The sequence below is a fragment of the Pseudomonas sp. H1h genome (assembly GCF_000633255.1).
Classification (GTDB): Bacteria; Pseudomonadota; Gammaproteobacteria; order Pseudomonadales; family Pseudomonadaceae; genus Aquipseudomonas.
This window is the reverse complement of the sequence record NZ_AYMJ01000001.1, coordinates 67626-84278: the sequence shown is the minus strand read 5'-3', so window position 1 is coordinate 84278 and position 16653 is coordinate 67626. Positions and strand designations below refer to the sequence as shown.

The 16653-nt window shown below is 61.2% G+C and carries 16 protein-coding genes; 10 read left to right on the top strand and 6 right to left on the bottom strand.

Annotated elements, in window-relative coordinates:
• The first annotated feature begins 182 nt into the window (after window positions 1-182).
• The 6 genes from U862_RS0100345 (at window position 183) to U862_RS0100320 (ending at window position 6531) form a co-directional block, all read left to right on the top strand.
• A complete protein-coding gene (locus U862_RS0100345; RefSeq protein ID WP_025108575.1) occupies window positions 183-701 on the top strand; it encodes an RNA polymerase sigma factor in 519 nt (172 codons plus the stop codon).
• Window positions 698-1669, top strand: a complete 972-nt coding sequence (locus U862_RS0100340; protein WP_025108574.1) for a FecR domain-containing protein — start codon at window positions 698-700, stop codon at window positions 1667-1669. Before U862_RS0100345 ends, U862_RS0100340 begins: the two co-directional genes overlap by 4 nt.
• Before the next feature lie 243 nt (window positions 1670-1912).
• Complete coding sequence (locus U862_RS0100335; protein ID WP_025108573.1) at window positions 1913-4351, top strand: TonB-dependent siderophore receptor; 2439 nt, start codon at window positions 1913-1915, stop codon at window positions 4349-4351.
• Between the two features lie 74 nt (window positions 4352-4425).
• The gene (locus U862_RS0100330) at window positions 4426-5550 is read left to right on the top strand and encodes a PepSY domain-containing protein (protein ID WP_025108572.1); all 1125 of its coding nucleotides are present in this window, start codon (window positions 4426-4428) and stop codon (window positions 5548-5550) included.
• On the top strand, window positions 5547-5726 hold the full coding sequence (locus tag U862_RS0100325) for a hypothetical protein (protein ID WP_025108571.1): 180 nt from the start codon (window positions 5547-5549) through the stop codon (window positions 5724-5726). The genes U862_RS0100330 and U862_RS0100325 overlap by 4 nt, the downstream gene beginning before the upstream one ends.
• A 175-nt stretch (window positions 5727-5901) precedes the next feature.
• A complete protein-coding gene (locus U862_RS0100320; RefSeq protein WP_025108570.1) occupies window positions 5902-6531 on the top strand; it encodes a glutathione S-transferase in 630 nt (209 codons plus the stop codon).
• A 205-nt stretch (window positions 6532-6736) separates the two neighbouring features.
• On the opposite strand, the gene creD is transcribed toward U862_RS0100320, so the two are convergent.
• The gene (gene creD / locus U862_RS0100310; RefSeq protein WP_025108568.1) at window positions 6737-8107 is read right to left on the bottom strand and encodes a cell envelope integrity protein CreD; all 1371 of its coding nucleotides are present in this window, start codon (window positions 8105-8107) and stop codon (window positions 6737-6739) included.
• Between the two features lie 139 nt (window positions 8108-8246).
• Here creD and U862_RS0100305 point away from each other — a divergent pair, with 139 nt between their 5' ends.
• Window positions 8247-9257, top strand: a complete 1011-nt coding sequence (locus U862_RS0100305) for an acyltransferase (RefSeq protein WP_025108567.1) — start codon at window positions 8247-8249, stop codon at window positions 9255-9257.
• 28 nt (window positions 9258-9285) lie between these two features.
• On the opposite strand, the gene creC is transcribed toward U862_RS0100305, so the two are convergent.
• The 3 genes from creC to U862_RS0100290 all read right to left on the bottom strand — a co-directional run bounded on the left by creC (window position 9286) and on the right by U862_RS0100290 (window position 11956).
• The gene (creC, locus tag U862_RS0100300) at window positions 9286-10704 is read right to left on the bottom strand and encodes a two-component system sensor histidine kinase CreC (protein ID WP_025108566.1); all 1419 of its coding nucleotides are present in this window, start codon (window positions 10702-10704) and stop codon (window positions 9286-9288) included.
• A complete protein-coding gene (creB, locus tag U862_RS0100295) occupies window positions 10704-11384 on the bottom strand; it encodes a two-component system response regulator CreB (protein ID WP_025108565.1) in 681 nt (226 codons plus the stop codon). Before creB ends, creC begins: the two co-directional genes overlap by 1 nt.
• Before the next feature lie 68 nt (window positions 11385-11452).
• Window positions 11453-11956, bottom strand: coding sequence for an ATP-dependent zinc protease (locus U862_RS0100290; RefSeq protein WP_025108564.1), 504 nt, complete (start codon window positions 11954-11956; stop codon window positions 11453-11455).
• Window positions 11957-12266: 310 nt separating this feature from the next.
• On the opposite strand from U862_RS0100290, the gene U862_RS0100285 reads away from it, so the two are divergent.
• On the top strand, window positions 12267-13154 hold the full coding sequence (locus U862_RS0100285; RefSeq protein WP_025108563.1) for an acyltransferase: 888 nt from the start codon (window positions 12267-12269) through the stop codon (window positions 13152-13154).
• A 1-nt stretch (window position 13155) separates the two neighbouring features.
• On the opposite strand, the gene U862_RS0100280 is transcribed toward U862_RS0100285, so the two are convergent.
• Complete coding sequence (locus tag U862_RS0100280; protein ID WP_025108562.1) at window positions 13156-13713, bottom strand: DUF2780 domain-containing protein; 558 nt, start codon at window positions 13711-13713, stop codon at window positions 13156-13158.
• A gap of 147 nt (window positions 13714-13860) precedes the next feature.
• Between U862_RS0100280 and U862_RS0100275 the strand changes: the two genes are divergently transcribed.
• The gene (locus tag U862_RS0100275; protein WP_025108561.1) at window positions 13861-14496 is read left to right on the top strand and encodes an RNA polymerase sigma factor; all 636 of its coding nucleotides are present in this window, start codon (window positions 13861-13863) and stop codon (window positions 14494-14496) included.
• A complete protein-coding gene (locus U862_RS0100270) occupies window positions 14493-15167 on the top strand; it encodes an anti-sigma factor domain-containing protein (RefSeq protein WP_025108560.1) in 675 nt (224 codons plus the stop codon). The genes U862_RS0100275 and U862_RS0100270 overlap by 4 nt, the downstream gene beginning before the upstream one ends.
• 105 nt (window positions 15168-15272) lie before the next feature.
• Here the strand turns inward: U862_RS0100270 and fdhA are convergent, their stop codons facing one another.
• Window positions 15273-16472, bottom strand: coding sequence for a formaldehyde dehydrogenase, glutathione-independent (gene fdhA, locus U862_RS0100265; RefSeq protein ID WP_007962594.1), 1200 nt, complete (start codon window positions 16470-16472; stop codon window positions 15273-15275).
• Between the last annotated feature and the right edge of the window lie 181 nt (window positions 16473-16653).

Below are 16653 nucleotides of genomic sequence, written 5' to 3'. Positions count from 1 at the left end.
TCGCGAGCAAGCCCGCTCCCACACTGGAATGCATTCCCTCTGTGGGAGCGGGCTTGCTCGCGAAGAACGATGATGCGGTTTTACTGATACCACCCGACCAGTGGCCAATTGCTAACCATTCCCACCTCTGCGAGAATCGCGAACAATTCTCGTTGGTTAACATTTCCCAATCGGTGCGTCTGGTGTCGTCAGTCCCAAGCCCTCACAGTGAACTCGTCGGTGCGTTGTATCGCGACCATCGCGGTTGGCTGCTGAGCTGGTTGCGGCGCAACGTGGCTTGCCCGCAGCGAGCCGAAGACCTCAGCCAGGACACCTTCGTGCGTCTGCTCGGCCGCGATGAACTGCTGACGCCACGCGAACCCCGGGCGTTTCTGGTGGCGATCGCCAAAGGTCTGTTATTCGACTACTTCCGCCGCGCTGCGCTGGAGCAGGCCTACCTCGCCGAATTGACGCTGATCCCCGAAGGCGAACAACCTTCGGTGGAAGAACAGCAACTGATCCTCGAAGACCTCAAGGCTATCGACCGTCTGCTCGGCAAACTCTCGACCAAGGCCCGCGCCGCTTTCCTTTATAACCGCCTCGACGGCCTCGGCCATGCCGAGATCGCCGAGAAGCTCGGCGTCTCGGTGCCGCGTGTGCGGCAATACCTCGCTCAGGGGATTCGTCAGTGCTACATCGCCCTGTACGGGGAGCCGACATGAGCCCGGCCAGCTCCAAACCGGTCTCGGCCCAGGTGCTGGATGCGGCGATCGCCTGGCAGTTATCGCTGGACTCCAGCAGTCCCCTGGAGCGTGAAGAGTTCGCCAAGTGGCATGCAGCCCATGAAGAGCACGCTCGGGCCTGGCGCCAGTTGGGCATGCTCGATCAGCGTTTCAGCGTGGCCAACGGTCCGGCTCGCAGCGCGTTGTTGCAATCACGCGAAGGCATTCGCCGCCGGGTGCGCAAGCTGGGCAGTGGTCTGGCGAGCATTGTCGCGGTGGTCGGTCTGGCACTGCTGGTCGGTGATCGTTACCTGCCGCTGGATTACTGGCTCGCCGATCAACGCACGGCAACCGGCGAGCAGCGCACGGTGCGTCTGGCCGACGGCACCCTGCTCAACCTCAACACCCACAGTGCGGTGGATGTGCGCTTCGATGCCAGGCAACGGCTGATCATCCTGCAGGAAGGCGAGATTCTGGTGGAGACCGGCCATGGCGATGCGCGGCCCTTCATCGTCCAAACGCGCGAAGGCAGCATGCGTGCGCTGGGCACGCGGTTTCTGGTCAAACGCGAGGAGCAAGGTACGCGCCTGAGCGTGTTGCAGTCGGCCGTGGCGGCGCATCCACAAAGCCACCCCGAAGAGCAGATCCTGCGCGAAGGCCAGCAAGTGTTGATTCGCGACGACGGTCTCGATGCAGTCGCCACTCTCACCCCCGGCGCCGATGCCTGGACCCGCGGCATGCTGGTGGTGGATAACGCGCGACTGGAAGACCTGCTGCATGAACTCGGACGTTATCGCCGCGGGTATCTGGGCGTAACGCCGGAAGTGGCTGACTTGCGCATCACCGGCAGCTTCCCGCTGCACGACACCGACAAGGCCTTGAGCGCCCTGCTGCCAACCTTGCCGGTGCAGATCGAGCAGCACACGCCGTATTGGGTCACGGTGGCGAAGGCTGATACCAAGCCTTAAAAATTCGTTGTCCGGGAAACAGCTATCGCGAGCAGGCTCACTCCCACATTGGAATGCACTCCACTGTGGGAGCGGGCTTGCTCGCGAATGGGCCATTGGCATCACCTTGGAAAAGGGTTTGCCGAATACTTGCGCAGTCCCACTCCCCCGTTAATCGAAATTATTTTCATCCAGCCCTATCACTTTTCAATTCTCGTCCGGCACACAGGCAATTGAGAAATATTTCCATTCAGGAGCCTTCGCATGTCCCGTTCGCTAGACACCTTGTTGCGCCCCAGTCTGCTGGCTGCGGCCATCGCTTTCGGCGCACCGCTGATCAGCAGCCCGTTGCTCGCCGCTGAGCAGGCTTCCAGCGTGCGCGCCTACAACTTGCCGGCAGCGCCACTGTCGACCACGCTGAACCAGATCGCCAGCCAGGGCGGCCTCGCGCTGTCGCTGAGCCCGTCGCTGGCAGCCGGCAAGACCTCGGCGCCGGTCAAAGGCCAGTACGACGCCGCCGGAGCTCTGCGCGCGGCGCTGCAAGGCACCGGCCTGCAACTGGAACAAAGCAGCACCGGCACCTACACCCTGGTCGCCGTGCCGGAAGGGACACTGGCGCTGCCGGAAACTGCGGTGATCGGCGTGGAAAATCTTGAAAGCGCCTGGGGCCCGGTCGAAGGCTACACCGCCACCCGCACCGCCGCCGGCACCAAGACCGACACCGCGCTGGTCGAAGCACCGCGCTCGATCTCCGTCGCGACCCGCCAGCAAATGGACGACCGCAGCGTGCACAGCCTCGATGACGCCGTGCGCTACATGCCGGGCATCACCGCCAGCAGCTACGGCAGCGACACCCGCGCCGACTGGCTGCGCGTGCGTGGCTTCGAGCCAACTCAGTTCCTCGATGGCCTGCCGCTGCCAAAAGGCGTGTACGCCAACCCGAAACAGGAAACCTGGAACCTCGACCGCCTCGCCCTGCTGCGCGGTCCGGCCTCGTCGGTGTACGGCCAGACCCCACCGGGCGGCCTGCTGGACATGGTCAGCCGGCGTCCGAGCAGCGACGCCAGCAGTGAAATCCAGTTGCAGTACGGCAGCGACAACCATCGCCAGATCAACTTCGCCAGCACCGGCAAGCTCGACGACGCCGGCCAGTTTCTCTACGGCCTCAGCGGTGTGGTGCGTGACAGCGACACACAGATCGATCACATCGAGAACAAGCGCTACAACATCGCGCCGAGCCTGACCTGGAACATCGACGACGACACCAGGCTCACCCTGCTGAGTCAGTTCACCCGCGACGATACCGGCGTTACCAGCCAGTTCTACCCGATCCAGGGCACCAAGATCGACATGCCGTTCGGCAAGATTTCCCATCACAAGAACCTGGGTGATCCTGACTACGACTACTACGACCGCACCTACTACGCGCTCGGCTATGCCTTTGAGCATCGCCTCAACGACGTCTGGCAGTTCAAGCAGAACCTGCGTTACACCAAGTCGGACCTGTCGTTCCAGACCGTGACCGTGAACAGCTACAACCCGCATTACGCAGGTTACACGGTTGACGATCAGGGCAACGTCGGTCGCGGCACCACCAACGTCGATGAGGACATCAGCCAGTTCGCCGTGGACAACAACTTCCAGGCCGACTTCGCCACCGGCGACATCCGCCATACGCTGTTGCTCGGCCTGGATCATCAGCGCAGCAACACCCAATACACGTCGATCTTCGGTACTGCGCCGGACATCAACGTCAACAACCCGATCTACGGCCAGCCGATCACCCGGCCGCCACGCTCCAGCGCGTTTTACGATTACGACCAGAAGACCTACCAGACCGGTCTGTACGTGCAGGACCAAATGGCCCTCGATCAATGGCGCCTGACATTGGGCGGTCGTGAAGACTGGGTACACACCAGCACCAAGTTCATCAACAAGGGCGATGCCACCAACACCCAGCGCGACAAAGCCTTCAGCGGCAACGCGGCACTCAGCTATGTGTTCGACTCGGGCTTCGTTCCGTACCTGTCGTACGCCGAATCCTTCCAGCCAACCAGCGGTGCCGATTCCACCTCCACCGGTTCGCTCAAACCGACCGAAGGCAAACAATGGGAACTGGGCATCAAGTACCAGCCACCGGGCAGCAAGACCCTGCTCAGCGCAGCGGTGTATGACCTGACTCAGAAGAACGTCTCGGTCAACAACATCGTCAACAACGTGACCATCACCACCCAGGCCGGCGAAGTGAAAGTCAAAGGCCTGGAACTGGAAGCGGTCTCCGACGTTACCGATAACCTGAAAGTCATCGCCGCTTACACCCTGGCCAAGTCCGAAATACAAAATGGCGTGGACAAGGGCAATCGCCTGCAACTGATGCCCAACCAGCAAGCTTCGCTGTGGACCGACTACACCTGGCACAGCGGCATGCTCGACGGTTTCGGTGTTGGTGGTGGCGTGCGTTACACCGGCAACACTTATGGCGACAAGGCCAACACCTGGCTGGGCAAGGCCGATGCCTACACCGTGTTCGACGCCTCCGTGCACTACGACCTCGGCCGCCTCGACAACAGCATGAAAGGTGCCTCGGTCGCGATCAACGCCACCAACCTGTTCGACAAGGATTACATCTCCACCTGCGACGGCTACTACTGCTACTACGGCGACCAGCGCAGCGTCGTCGCCAGCGCGACTTACAAGTGGTAAGGGCGTGAGCTGAAACCGGTCCTGTCACCAAGCCGTCCTCCGTGGACGGCTTCGGTGTTTTTGAAGGTCATGAAATGAAAAGTAAAACAATTCGCCGCTGGTCGTTCATCCACACCTGGACCAGCCTGATCTGCACCGTGTTTTTGCTGCTGTTGGCATTGACCGGCCTGCCGCTGATCTTCCATCACGAGATCGAGCACCTGCTCGGCGATGCGCCGGTACTGCGCGAGATGCCAGCTGACACGCCGCACCTGAACCTGGCGCAACTGGTGGAGGCGGCAGAAAAACATCGTCCCGGCGAAGTGGTGCAGTACTTCGGTTTCGAAGACGACGAACCCGACGCCGTACTGACGATCATGGCGAAGACCGCCGGCACCGAGCCGAACTCCTCACACACCTTCATGCTCGACGCGCGTACCGGTGAAGCACTGGAAACGCCTGCGGCCAACGGCGGCCTGATGCTGTTCATCCTGCGCCTGCACGTGGACATGTTTGCCGGGCTGCCGGGCAAATTGCTGCTGGCCTTCATGGGCTTGCTGTTTGTAGTCGCGATTATTTCGGGGACGGTGTTGTACCTGCCGTTCATGCGCCGCTTGCCGTTCGGCACCGTGCGCCAGGACAAGTCCACCCGCCTGCGCTGGCTCGACCTGCATAACCTGATTGGCGTTGTCACGCTGACCTGGGCGTTGGTGGTCGGTGTGACCGGGGTGATCAGCGCCTGCGCCGATCTGATCATCGCCTCGTGGCGCAATGATTCGCTGACCGCCATGGTCGCGCCCTACCGCGACGCGCCAGCGCTCACCCAACTGGCCCCGGCCACCCGCCTGCTGGACATCGCCCGGGACGTGGCACCGGGGATGAACCCGGACTTCATCGCGTTTCCCGGCACACGGTTCTCCAGCGAGCACCATTACGCCGTGTTCATGAAAGGCGGCACGCACCTGACCTCGCACCTGCTGACGCCGGTATTGATTGACGCCAGCACTCTGCACGTCACCGCTGTGGCCGAGCGGCCGTGGTACATGGACGCCATGGGCATGTCGCAGCCGTTACACTTCGGTGACTACGGTGGCATGCCGATGAAAATCCTCTGGGCGGCCCTCGATGTGCTGACCATCATCGTGCTCGGCAGTGGCGTGTACCTCTGGGTCGTACGGCGCAAAGCGGCAAAACCGCTGCCGGTGGAGGCTGCTGCATGAAGCCGCGTCAGTCGAATTTCTGGAAGGTCTTCAGTACACCGCTGGTGATTGCGCTGTTGAGTGCAGCGGGTTTGTTTTCGGCGCTGCTGGGGGACGGAATCTGGGACGCGTTGAGCTGGATCGGGTTGGGTGTCCCGGCATTTCTGGCCATAAGAGGCTTGTTGCGGCGCGGGTGATTTCTGTTTTGCCTGACAGGCTCGCACCCACATTGGATTGGGTCCGTTCACAAATCCCTGTGGGAGCGAGCCTGCTCGCGAAGGCGGCCTGATGAACACCACCAAATCCCTCGCCAGCCGCCCTGTATCTGACTAGGCTAACCTCCTGCTCTTCGATGACCACCGAGGTTTGCCAATGTCCGCCCCCAGCATGACCCTGTTTCACAACACGCTCTCCCCGTTCGTGCGCAAAGTGATGGTGCTGTTACACGAGACCGGCCAGCAGGATCGCGTCGCCCTGCAAGATTGTGTGCTCAGCCCGGTCAGTCCGGATCCGGCGCTCAACGCCGACAACCCGCTGGGCAAGATCCCGGCCTTGCGCCTGGCCGATGGCAGCGTCATCCATGACAGCCGCGTGATCCTCGAATACCTCGACCAGCAGCACGTCGGCAATCCGCTGATCCCCCGCGAAGGCTCGGCCCGCTGGCGGCGCCTGACCCTGGCCTCGATGGCCGACGGGATCATGGACGCCTCGGTAGCGGTGCGCTACGAACTGGTGCTGCGCGCCCCGGAAAAACACTGGGACGAATGGCTCGATGCCCAGCGCGACAAGATCCGTCGCGCCCTGGCCTTTCTGGAAAGCGACGCCATCGCCGAGCTGACCAGCCATTTCGATGTGGCGGCGATCAGCGTGGCCTGCGCGTTGGGATACATCGATCTGCGGCATCCGGACCTGGACTGGCGCACCGCCAATCCGCAATTGGCCAACTGGTATTTCGAAGTGAGCCAGCGGCCGTCCATGGTCGCCACAATGCCCAAGCCTTAAATCGGCGGCGCCAGTTCTGGCCCCTTCACGAGCAATCCCGTTCCCACATTTTTATGTATGACAGAGAAATCTGACCCGGCACAATTCCTGTGGGAGCGGGCTTGCTCGCGAATGCACTCACTCGCTTCTACAGGCAGAAACCCGATAATCCGCGTCACCAACTCATCCTTCCAGCGCTGATCCTCGCGCAGACCCAACGACCCGCTCATTGCATCGCCCCCACATCAAACTCCAGTGGTTTGGCCGATTTCTGTCCGATCCCGTACCAGTCGAGTTTGCGCGTCAGCACCATGAACACCCCGAGCAAACCGAACAGCAGCAACGAACCCATCAGCAGCGCGTAATCCTCAGCGCTCAGTAGCCCATACAGCAGGCCATACAACGCCGCCAATCCGGCAGAAAAACTCAAACCGTGGCGCACGCTGTGCAGCACGTGGCACACGTAAAACCCGATCAGCAACACACAGCCACTGGCTGACAGCAGATACGCCAGGGCAAAGCCGATGTGTTCCGACAATGACAGCAGCAACAGATAGAAGAACGCCAGCGCGACCCCGACCAGCGCGTATTGCACCGGGTGCACCGCAAGGCTCTTGAGCACTTCGAACAGGAAGAAACCGGCGAACGTCAGGACGATGAACAGCAGCGCATATTTGATCGCCCGATCACTCTTCAGATACTGATCCACCGGGTCGATGAAGCTCACACCAAAGCTACGCCCGCTGAACGCCTCACAGTCCTTGCCCATCACGCAACGGTTCATGGCTTCCTGCAGGTTGGTGGAGAAAAACGAGGTCTGCCAATCGGCGCTGAAACCCTGATCACTGATCTCGCGCTTGGCTGGCAGGAAGTTGCCGATGAAACTGGGGTGCGGCCAGTTGGCGGCAAGACTGACGTGGCTGGTCTTGCCCACCGGCAATACTTGCAACGTACCGGTGCCTTGCAGACGCAAATCGAAACCGAAGCCCAACTCCGTGGTTTTGCTGGTATCCAGTATCGGCAGCGTGACTCGCACACCTTCGCCGAGCCATCCCACCTGGGTGCCGGGCACAAAGTCCAGGCGCTGGCCGTCGAGCTCCAGTTTCAGCGCATTTTCGATGCCGCGAATGTCGCTGATGCCCACCGCCAGAAACGGCGCATCAAACTGGTAATCGGCAAAGTCTTCCTTGATGCCCAACTGCGCCGGCAACGAGAAATGCCCGGTGATGCGATTGTCGGCATGGAACAACCGCGCCTCGTAAATACCGCGATTGCGCAGCTCGGTCTGCACCTGGCCGTCGAGCTCGAAGCGCTCCGGCAAGAAGTACAACCGCCCACGCTCTTCGCCGAGTTCTTGATAGCGCTGATTGTTTTTCTCGTTGGTCTTCCAGGTGCGCACTACCTTGCGATACGGCACCACCATGACCGGCCCGCTCAGTTGCTGGCTGTAGCTGGAACTGCGGGCGATGTCTTCCAGCACGCCGTCGCGCAATTGCTGGCGGTCGTCGATGATGCCGTCGATCATCAGCAGTGGTATCAGCAACAGCAGGATCAGCAGGGCAATGGCCCCCAGTTTTATGGTCAGACTTCGATTCATGAGAACGCTCCCTTGTTGGAATGGAGCGAGTCTGAGAGCGTTGTGTGTTCCTGATATGGAGGTCGTGTGGGTTTTGTGTGGAAATACCTGTACAACGCTTCCTCACAAATCCGGCAATGTTGAAGATAAGGACAGTACGTTGCGTAACAACTCTTTTGATTTGATCAGGCACTTTGCAGCACTCATGGTGCTGGTAAGTCATCACTTTGCGCTCTGGGGACTGCCGGAGCCAGGCATTGCCGGCTTCAGCTCACTGGGGGGAATCGCCGTGACTGCGTTCTTTGCGATCTCCGGCCTGCTGATTACCCGCAGCTTCGTCAACTGCGCAAGCTTTACCGACTATCTGACCAAACGCGTGGCCCGCATATTTCCGGCATTGATCCTCTGCGCGTTCGCGATGACTTACATCGCCGGCGCCCTGTTTGCCGAGGGTTATGTCACCGGCTCAGATGCCGCGATCGACTTTCTGCGTATCTCGGTTTTCGGTCGAGCCAATATCGAACCCATTACCAATGGCTTTATTTTCAGCGAGTCCTTCAACGGCAGTCTCTGGACATTGAAGATCGAATTCGGCTTTTACCTGCTGCTGGCGGCCGCTCTCGGCCTGTATCGAAAAGCGCTGGTGCCGTGGATTCTGCTGGCGGTGTTTGCCTTGGCAACCTATATCCTGGGCAATGAAGTATCCGGCGCGCAGGCACAAAAACTGGCGACATACAGCAGTGCCGGCATCGCCTTTTTTGCCGGCTCGGTGATTGCCTTTCACAAACAGCATTTCAGCGATCGCCGCATCCTGGCGATCACGCTGGCGGTGAGCCTCGGATTGATTTACCTCAGCGTCGGCACCCCATTGGCCGCAGTGCTTGCCACGTTGGGATGTTGCCTCGCCACCCTGAGCCTGGGCCTGCTTTACGTCGACAAAAGTATCCGGGGTCGCTTTGATATTTCTTACGGGATTTATCTTTATGCATTCCCGGTACAGCAACTGGTCATCAACAAGACATCCCTGACCTTCGTACCGTCCATGCTCGTATCTGCGCTGATCGTGATCGCTCTGGCTATCGTCTCCTGGCGCCTGGTCGAGCAACCGGCATTGCGTTTTGCCCATCGGGCGAAGCGCCCGCGTACTGAGTCGGTATCGTCTCAACCCTGAGCTTGTGCTTGAGCCTGCCCGCGACGCATCAGGGCAGGCTCAGCACCACCAGTACTCCGCCCGAAACGTTGCTGATCGACAGCTGACCGCCATGTAATTGGGCGACTTCTGCGACAAAGTTCAGCCCCAGCCCGGTGCTTTTGCGGCCGCTGTCCGGGCGCGGCAACGAGTAGAAGCGCTCACACAAACGCGGTAAAGCGTACTCGGGAATCGGCGCAGCCTCATTGAACAGGTGGAACTCGACCTGCTCCCCGACACGTTCGGCACTCAAGCGCAGCCTCCCTGAAATCGGGGTGAAATCGAGCGCATTCTCCAGCAGATTGCCCAGCGCCTGACGCAGCAGAAACGGCTCGCCGATCAGCAACAGATCCGGTGCAATTGTCTGCTCGATCTTGAGCCGTCGACCTTCGATTCGCGCTGCCTGCGCCCGCACCAATTCGTCGAGCAACGCTGCCAGCGGCACCGCTACCCGCTCCTCCAGCCCCTGACGCTGCTCCACCTGCGCCAGGTTCAGCAGCCGCTCGATCAACTGCTGCATCCGCGCGCTTTCACTGTCGATGTTGCCGACAAAGCGCAGGCGCTGGATGGGGGGCATGTCACCCTGCAGCAACTCTGCCGCACCGCGAATCGCCGCCAGCGGACTTTTCAATTCATGGGTCAGGGTGTGCACGTAGCGTTCCACGTAAGCCTTGCCCTCCAGCTGGGTGCGCATCTGCTCCACCGCCGTGGCCAGTTGTTCCAGCTCACCGCCACGGTAATGCGGCACCTCGACCCGACGCCCCTCACTCACGGCCTGGGCGTACCCGGTCAAGCGGTGCAGCGCGCGACTCAGCCACCATGACAACAAGGCGCCGAACAGCAAACCCAGGCCGATCAGCCCGGCGCCATAGAACAGCAAGCGCCGCTCGGTACGATCGACATAAGGCTGCAATGAGCTGTTGGGCTTGGCCACGGTGACCACGCCGATGATTTTGCCGTTATCGCGAATCGGCGCGCCGACGTGCATTACCGAAGAGTTCGCATCGTTGGGATCGCTGCGGCTCGACCGCGCACCGTACTCGCCACGCAAGGTCAGGTAGACGTCGTTCCAGCGCGAATAATCCTGACCGACCGCCACCCCGCTGGAATCCAGCACCACAATACCGTTGGCATCGGTGACGTAGATGCGGTGGTTGACCTGGTTTTTCGGCAAGCCCCAGATCGTCGCCTGCGGCTGACGCTCGCCATAGGCACGCAGCAATTCGGGCCAGCGGTTCTCGCTGAGCGTCCCGGCCTTGAAATCATCACGCAGGATTTCCGCCATCAGATTGGCCGTGTCGACCAGGGTTTCTTCGGTGGACTGGCGCACACCGGGGCGGATTTCCTCCATCACCGTATTGAGCACGAAGTAACCAGTCAGGCCGACAAACAGCACATACACCAGAAAAATCCGCAGCCCCAGCGACATCAGCTGTGCCCCGGGCTGTAGCTGTAACCGAGGCCGCGATGGGTCTGGATCGGCTCGGCGTCGGCACGCACCAGACGCAGTTTGGCGCGCACGCTTTTGATATGGCTGTCGATGCTGCGCTCGTAACCGGCGTCCGCCGCCACGCCCAGCGCATCGAGCAACTGCTCGCGGCTGAACACTCGCTGCGGTTGTTCGAGCAGGCACTGCAACAGACGGAATTCGTGGCGGGTCAGGCTCAGTGGCTGCCCCCGATAGCTGATCAGCACACGCTCGGGATCGATGCGAAACACCGCCGAAGTGGCCTCCACCGCAGGACGCGGCGCCATGCGCTTGAGAATCGCCCGGACCCGCGCCGCGACTTCCCGTGGGCTGAACGGCTTGACCACGTAATCGTCGGCACCGATCTCCAGCCCCACCACGCGGTCGATCTCGGCGTCCCGGGCACTGAGGAACAGCACCGGCACTTCGCTGAAGCGCCGCAGCTGTTTGCAGGTTTCGAAACCGCTGATGTCCGGCAGACCGATATCGAGAATGATCAGATCGGCCGGCGTCTGCCGTTGATGCTCCAGCGCCGCCGCGCCGAGGCTCAGCCACGTGGTGGTGAACCCCTCGCCCTGCAGGGCAAAAATCAGCGTGTCGGCAATCGCCGCTTCGTCTTCGACAATCAGGATATGAGGCATGGCATCCGAGCCCATGGGTAAAGTGCGGGAACGGTGCCCCAAGCCCGACGTTACGTCAATGAGACCACTTAGCAGTCCGGCTTGTCGGCGGTAAAGCGCCGCGCCGGGTTCACGGCCGCGCCGAACTCGCGCAGGGCCTTGGCGCCGATCAGCAACGGGTAGTTGAAGTTGCTACGGTCGGTCAGGTTGACCTCGACGGTACGCTTGACGTTGCCCAGGCACAGTTCCAGATCGACCACCGGGCGCTTGGCGACTTCAGTGGCGTCGCTGTCGTCCTCCTCATCTGCGCGGCTCTTGATCTTGCTGATCCGCGCGACCTTGTGTTCATAGACCTTGTTGCTGGCGTCCTTGGTGCCGAGGCGAAAGCGCACCCAGTTCTCGCCGTCGCGGGTGAAGGTCTCGATGTCCTTGGCCGACAGCGAGGCGGTCAGCGCGCCGGTGTCCATCTTGGCCTTGAGCACCTCGCCGCCGATTTCCGGCAGCGCGATGTATTCATAACGCCCGTACAGGGTCGGCTCGGCGGCCATGACCGGCAGGGCAACGAGGGCAAACAGTGCAAGGAGGGATTTCACGTAGAGGGCTTCCTTGAAAAATGAGGGCGTCAGACGCGAGATTTTAGACAGCAGGCGGGCAATTGGTTCGCCTCAAGTCCGCCTTCGCGAGCAAGCCCGCTTCCACAGGGGATTGGTGGTGTGCTGAAGACAGCATGTACACAGTAGATCCAATGTGGGAGCGGGCTTGCTCGCGTAGAGGCCAGTACATTCAACACAACTTTTGAGCAAAGCATACCGGCCCGAAAGTGAAACATTCGTCACCCCCGATTTGGCCTGTCGCCCGAAGCCACTTATCATGGCGCGCCCATCCGCCTTCATAGAGTTGCTTATGCGCCGCCTGCTCACCGGCTGTTTCGTCACCCTGCTGCTGTTGCTCAACACCCTGATCCTGATCGGGCCGTTGATGGTCTTTGCTCTGCTCAAGCTGGTCGCGCCCGGGCGCTGGCGTGATTATGCGTCGTGGGCGGTGATGTGGATCGCCGAGACCTGGGCCGAGATCGACAAGCTGATCTTTCGCCTGTGCATCCCCACTCAATGGGACATTCGCGGCGGCGAAGACCTGCGCGGTGACACCTCGTATCTGGTGGTCAGCAACCACCAGTCGTGGGTCGACATTCCGGCGCTGATCCAGGCCCTCAACCGGCGCACGCCGTTCTTCAAGTTCTTCCTCAAGAAAGAGCTGATCTGGGTGCCATTCCTGGGGCTGGCGTGGTGGGCGCTGGATTACCCGTTCATGAAGCGCTACACCAAGGCGTTCCTGGCCAAGCACCCGGAGCTGGCGGGCAAGGATCTGGAAATCACCAGACAGGCCTGCGAGTTGTTCAAGCGCCAGCCGGTGACCGTGGTCAATTATCTGGAAGGCACCCGCTACACCGCAGCGAAAAGCGCGCAGCAGCAGTCGCCGTTCAAGCACCTGCTCAAGCCCAAGGCGGGCGGCGTGGCGTTTGTCCTCGCGGCGATGGGTGAACAACTGGATGCAATTCTCGATGTCACCGTGGTTTATCCACAGCAGAAGATTCCAGGATTCTGGGATTTGATCAGCGGCAACGTGCCGCGGGTGATCATCGACATCAAGACCCGCGAACTCGACCCGGCGCTGGCGCAGGGCGACTACGAGAATGATCCGGTGTTTCGCGAGAAGGTCCAGAGCTGGGTCAACCAACTCTGGACCGAGAAGGATCAGCGCATCGCCGAATTACGCGGCGAGCGCACCTGAATCAGCTACCGGTGCCGGCGCCCCAGATGCTGCCCAGGCTTTGCAGCAGCGGGCCGCCGACGCCTTGATCACCCAGATACTTGAGGAGCACCGGAGCAAACTGGCCAACCATGCCGCTGTCCATGCCCAATGCGCCAAAGGCATTGTTCAGGTCACTGGTGTTCTTGACGTTGCCCAGTGCGTTTTCCAGACCGGCTGACTTGCCCGACGAGCCCAGCAAGCCGCTCAATGCCGCCATGTTGCCGCTACCGCCCGACAGTTTGTCGATGCCCGGCACTTCTTTGGCCAACTGCGAATAATCGGTGCTGCTCAATTGGTTCTTGGCCAGGCCAAGCATGGCGCTGGTGCCCCCGACGGCTTGCTGAGGCGTAACCCCCAGACCGGTGACAGCTTGCAGCAGACCGGCGGTTTCCGAGGTCGGCGCGGCGGCAGTGGCGGCGTTGCCGCCCTGCATGCTTGCAGCAGCCTTGGTCACATCGTCCAGGCTGAAACCGGCGAACACCGGGCTGGCCGCAAGGGTCATCAGCGAAGCCATTGCAATACCGCGTGAAATCTTCATTCAGACATCCTCTTGCGCTGTGAAACCACCCTTCAATGGGCGGCGAAACTGCCGGTTTGACCGGTTATGCGGCGGCATGTTCCTCGCCCGCGCATCCATTTTCAGCATAGCCACGTATATAAATCGTGAAACCCTGGAATGGCCGCGATGAATGGCACAAGCGCTTTTGCTGAACTAGCCTGTGAACAGCCCGAGATCAGTCCTCGTCGCCCGCCCTTTGCCTGGAGAGACGTCATTTCCATCGCCGACACCGATCAGTTGCGACAGCTGTTGGCCCAGTGCTCACTGGGTGATCGTCGCGCCTTCGAAACGCTGTACCGCAGCGTCGGCCCGCGCCTGCACGGCGTAGCCTTACGCTTCATGGGCCGTGCGGATCTGGCCGAAGAGGTCTTGCAGGAAAGCTTCGTGCGCATCTGGAACAACGCTTCGCGCTACGAAGCCCATTTGTCGGCGCCGCTGACCTGGATGATCAACATCACCCGCCATCAAGCCATCGATCAATTGCGCAAACTTCGCGAGCGGCCGCTGACCGATGTCGAACAGGACGCCCTCGCGGACGAAAGCCCTTCGGCGCATGAACTGTTGAACAGCAGCCGTGAAGCCAGCGCCCTGCACCGCTGCCTGGACACCCTCGAGGGCCAGCAGCGCCAGTCGATCACCGTCGCCTACTTTCAGGGCCTGTCCTGCTCGGAACTGGCCGAACACCTGGCCGCACCACTGGGTTCGGTGAAGTCATGGATTCGCCGGGGCATGGAGCGTCTGCGCAGGTGCCTTGAATCATGAACTACCAGACCCCGACCCTGCGCCGCGCCCTCGCTGCCGATTACGCCATCGGCCTGATGTCTTCGGCGGCGCGGCGGCGCTTCGAACAATTGCTGCTGGACGACGCGGCCCTGCGAACCGAGCTGGCGCAATGGCAGGAAAGCCTCGCCAGCCTGACCGACGTGGTGCCGGAACAGCCGGTACCCGATCGCGTGTGGCAACGCATTACCGCGCGGATCGAGCCGCAAGTGCTGCACGTCCCGCAAAAACGCCCGTTCTGGAACTGGCTGCGGGTCAGCGTCGCGGCCTGTTCGATCGTCGTGCTGGTGTTCCTCGGCTCGCTGTACAACCGCGACGACGCCCGCTACCGCGCCACCCTGCTGACGGCCGACGCGCAACCGGCGCTGAAGGTCGAGGCGCATGCGGACTATCTGCAAGTGGAGCCGCTGACATTGGCGGCGGTTGGACCTGATCGCAGCCTGGAACTGTGGGCAATCCCGGCCAATGGCAAACCGATCTCGCTCGGTGTGATCCCGGCAGGCGGCAAAGGCAAGGTTGAGCTGAGCGAAGCGCAGAAAGTGTTGATCGGCAAGCCGATTGCGCTGGCGGTCAGTCTGGAGCCGAAGGGTGGTTCGCCGACCGGACAGCCGACGGGCCCGGTGTTGTATCAGGGGGCCTTGGCGGCGCTCTGACCCGGCTCAGTGCCGAGCGATCTTGTGGCGAGGGGGCAAGCCCCCTCGCCACAATTTCTGTATTCACCCATGTAAAAGGGCGACCCGTGGGTCGCCCTTTTTTACTTACGCCGCACTGAACAACCGATGCGGATCAATCACAAACTTCTTCGGCACGCCAGCATCGAACTCGCCGTACCCTTCCGGCGCCTGATCAAGGCTGATGACCTGCACGCCCACCACTTCGGCAATGTTGATGCGGTCCCACATGATGGCCTGCATCAGCTGGCGGTTGTACTTCATCACCGGGGTCTGGCCGGTGTGGAAGCTGTGGGATTTGGCCCAACCGAGGCCGAAGCGAATGCTCAGGCTGCCCATTTTTGCGGCGGCGTCCACGGCACCCGGGTCCTCGGTCACGTACAGCCCCGGAATACCGATCTTGCCCGCCACACGCACCACGCCCATCAGCGAGTTGAGCACGGTGGCCGGGGCTTCTGATTTCACTCCGTCATGACCATGGCCACGGGCTTCGAAGCCCACGCAATCCACCGCGCAATCAACTTCCGGCTCACCCAGCAGAGCGGCGATCTGTTCATGCAACGGCGTGTCCTTGGACAGGTCGACCACTTCAAAACCCTGAGCCTTGGCGTGCGCCAGGCGGATGGTGTTGACGTCACCGATGATCACCACCGCAGCGCCCAGCAGACGCGCCGAAGCAGCAGCGGCCAGACCGACCGGGCCGGCGCCCGCAATGTAAACGGTGCTGCCCGGGCCAACGCCCGCAGTGACCGCACCGTGATAACCGGTCGGCAGGATGTCGGAGAGGCAGGTAAGGTCACGGATTTTCTCCATGGCCTTGTCACGATCCGGCAGTTTCAGCAGGTTGAAGTCAGCGTACGGCACCAGCACGTATTCGGCCTGGCCGCCGGTCCAGTCGCCCATGTCGACGTAACCGTAGGCACCGCCGGCACGGGCCGGGTTGACGGTCAGGCAGACACCAGTGTGTTGCTCTTTGCAGGAACGGCAGCGCCCGCAAGCCACGTTGAACGGTACGGAGACCAGGTCGCCGATTTTCAGGTTCTCGACGTCGGAACCCTTTTCGATCACTTCGCCGGTGATTTCATGGCCCAGCACCAGACCGGTCTGCGCCGTGGTACGGCCACGCACCATGTGCTGGTCGGAGCCACAAATGTTGGTGGACACCACACGCAGGATGACACCGTGCTCGATCTTCCTGCCGCGCGGGTCCTGCATTTTCGGATAGTCGATTTTCTGTACTTCGACCTTGCCAGCGCCGAGATACACCACACCACGATTGCCAGACATGCTTTCACCTCGCTGTTGTTTTTATGGAACCGCGTTGCCCAGGCAGGCAGCGCGTTAAGTGCTCGGGTTTTGCTTGTTGGTTTTGCGTTGTCAGTTATGGCCCCTTCGCGAGCAAGCCCGCTCCCACAGGGGATTTGTGTTGAAACAAAGATCTCTGTCACACCTGAGATCAAACTGTGGG

Excerpts from the sequence above, each read along its gene's own strand:
- U862_RS0100340 (WP_025108574.1), top strand. The coding sequence starts at position 698 with ATGAGCCCGGCCAGCTCCAAACCGGTCTCGGCCCAGGTGCTGGATGCG.
- U862_RS0100335 (WP_025108573.1), top strand. The coding sequence starts at position 1,913 with ATGTCCCGTTCGCTAGACACCTTGTTGCGCCCCAGTCTGCTGGCTGCG.
- U862_RS0100330 (WP_025108572.1), top strand. The coding sequence starts at position 4,426 with ATGAAAAGTAAAACAATTCGCCGCTGGTCGTTCATCCACACCTGGACC.
- U862_RS0100325 (WP_025108571.1), top strand. The coding sequence starts at position 5,547 with ATGAAGCCGCGTCAGTCGAATTTCTGGAAGGTCTTCAGTACACCGCTG.
- U862_RS0100320 (WP_025108570.1), top strand. The coding sequence starts at position 5,902 with ATGTCCGCCCCCAGCATGACCCTGTTTCACAACACGCTCTCCCCGTTC.
- creD (WP_025108568.1), bottom strand. The coding sequence starts at position 8,107 with ATGAATCGAAGTCTGACCATAAAACTGGGGGCCATTGCCCTGCTGATC.
- creC (WP_025108566.1), bottom strand. The coding sequence starts at position 10,704 with ATGTCGCTGGGGCTGCGGATTTTTCTGGTGTATGTGCTGTTTGTCGGC.
- creB (WP_025108565.1), bottom strand. The coding sequence starts at position 11,384 with ATGCCTCATATCCTGATTGTCGAAGACGAAGCGGCGATTGCCGACACG.
- U862_RS0100285 (WP_025108563.1), top strand. The coding sequence starts at position 12,267 with ATGCGCCGCCTGCTCACCGGCTGTTTCGTCACCCTGCTGCTGTTGCTC.
- U862_RS0100280 (WP_025108562.1), bottom strand. The coding sequence starts at position 13,713 with ATGAAGATTTCACGCGGTATTGCAATGGCTTCGCTGATGACCCTTGCG.
- U862_RS0100275 (WP_025108561.1), top strand. The coding sequence starts at position 13,861 with ATGAATGGCACAAGCGCTTTTGCTGAACTAGCCTGTGAACAGCCCGAG.
- U862_RS0100270 (WP_025108560.1), top strand. The coding sequence starts at position 14,493 with ATGAACTACCAGACCCCGACCCTGCGCCGCGCCCTCGCTGCCGATTAC.
- fdhA (WP_007962594.1), bottom strand. The coding sequence starts at position 16,472 with ATGTCTGGCAATCGTGGTGTGGTGTATCTCGGCGCTGGCAAGGTCGAA.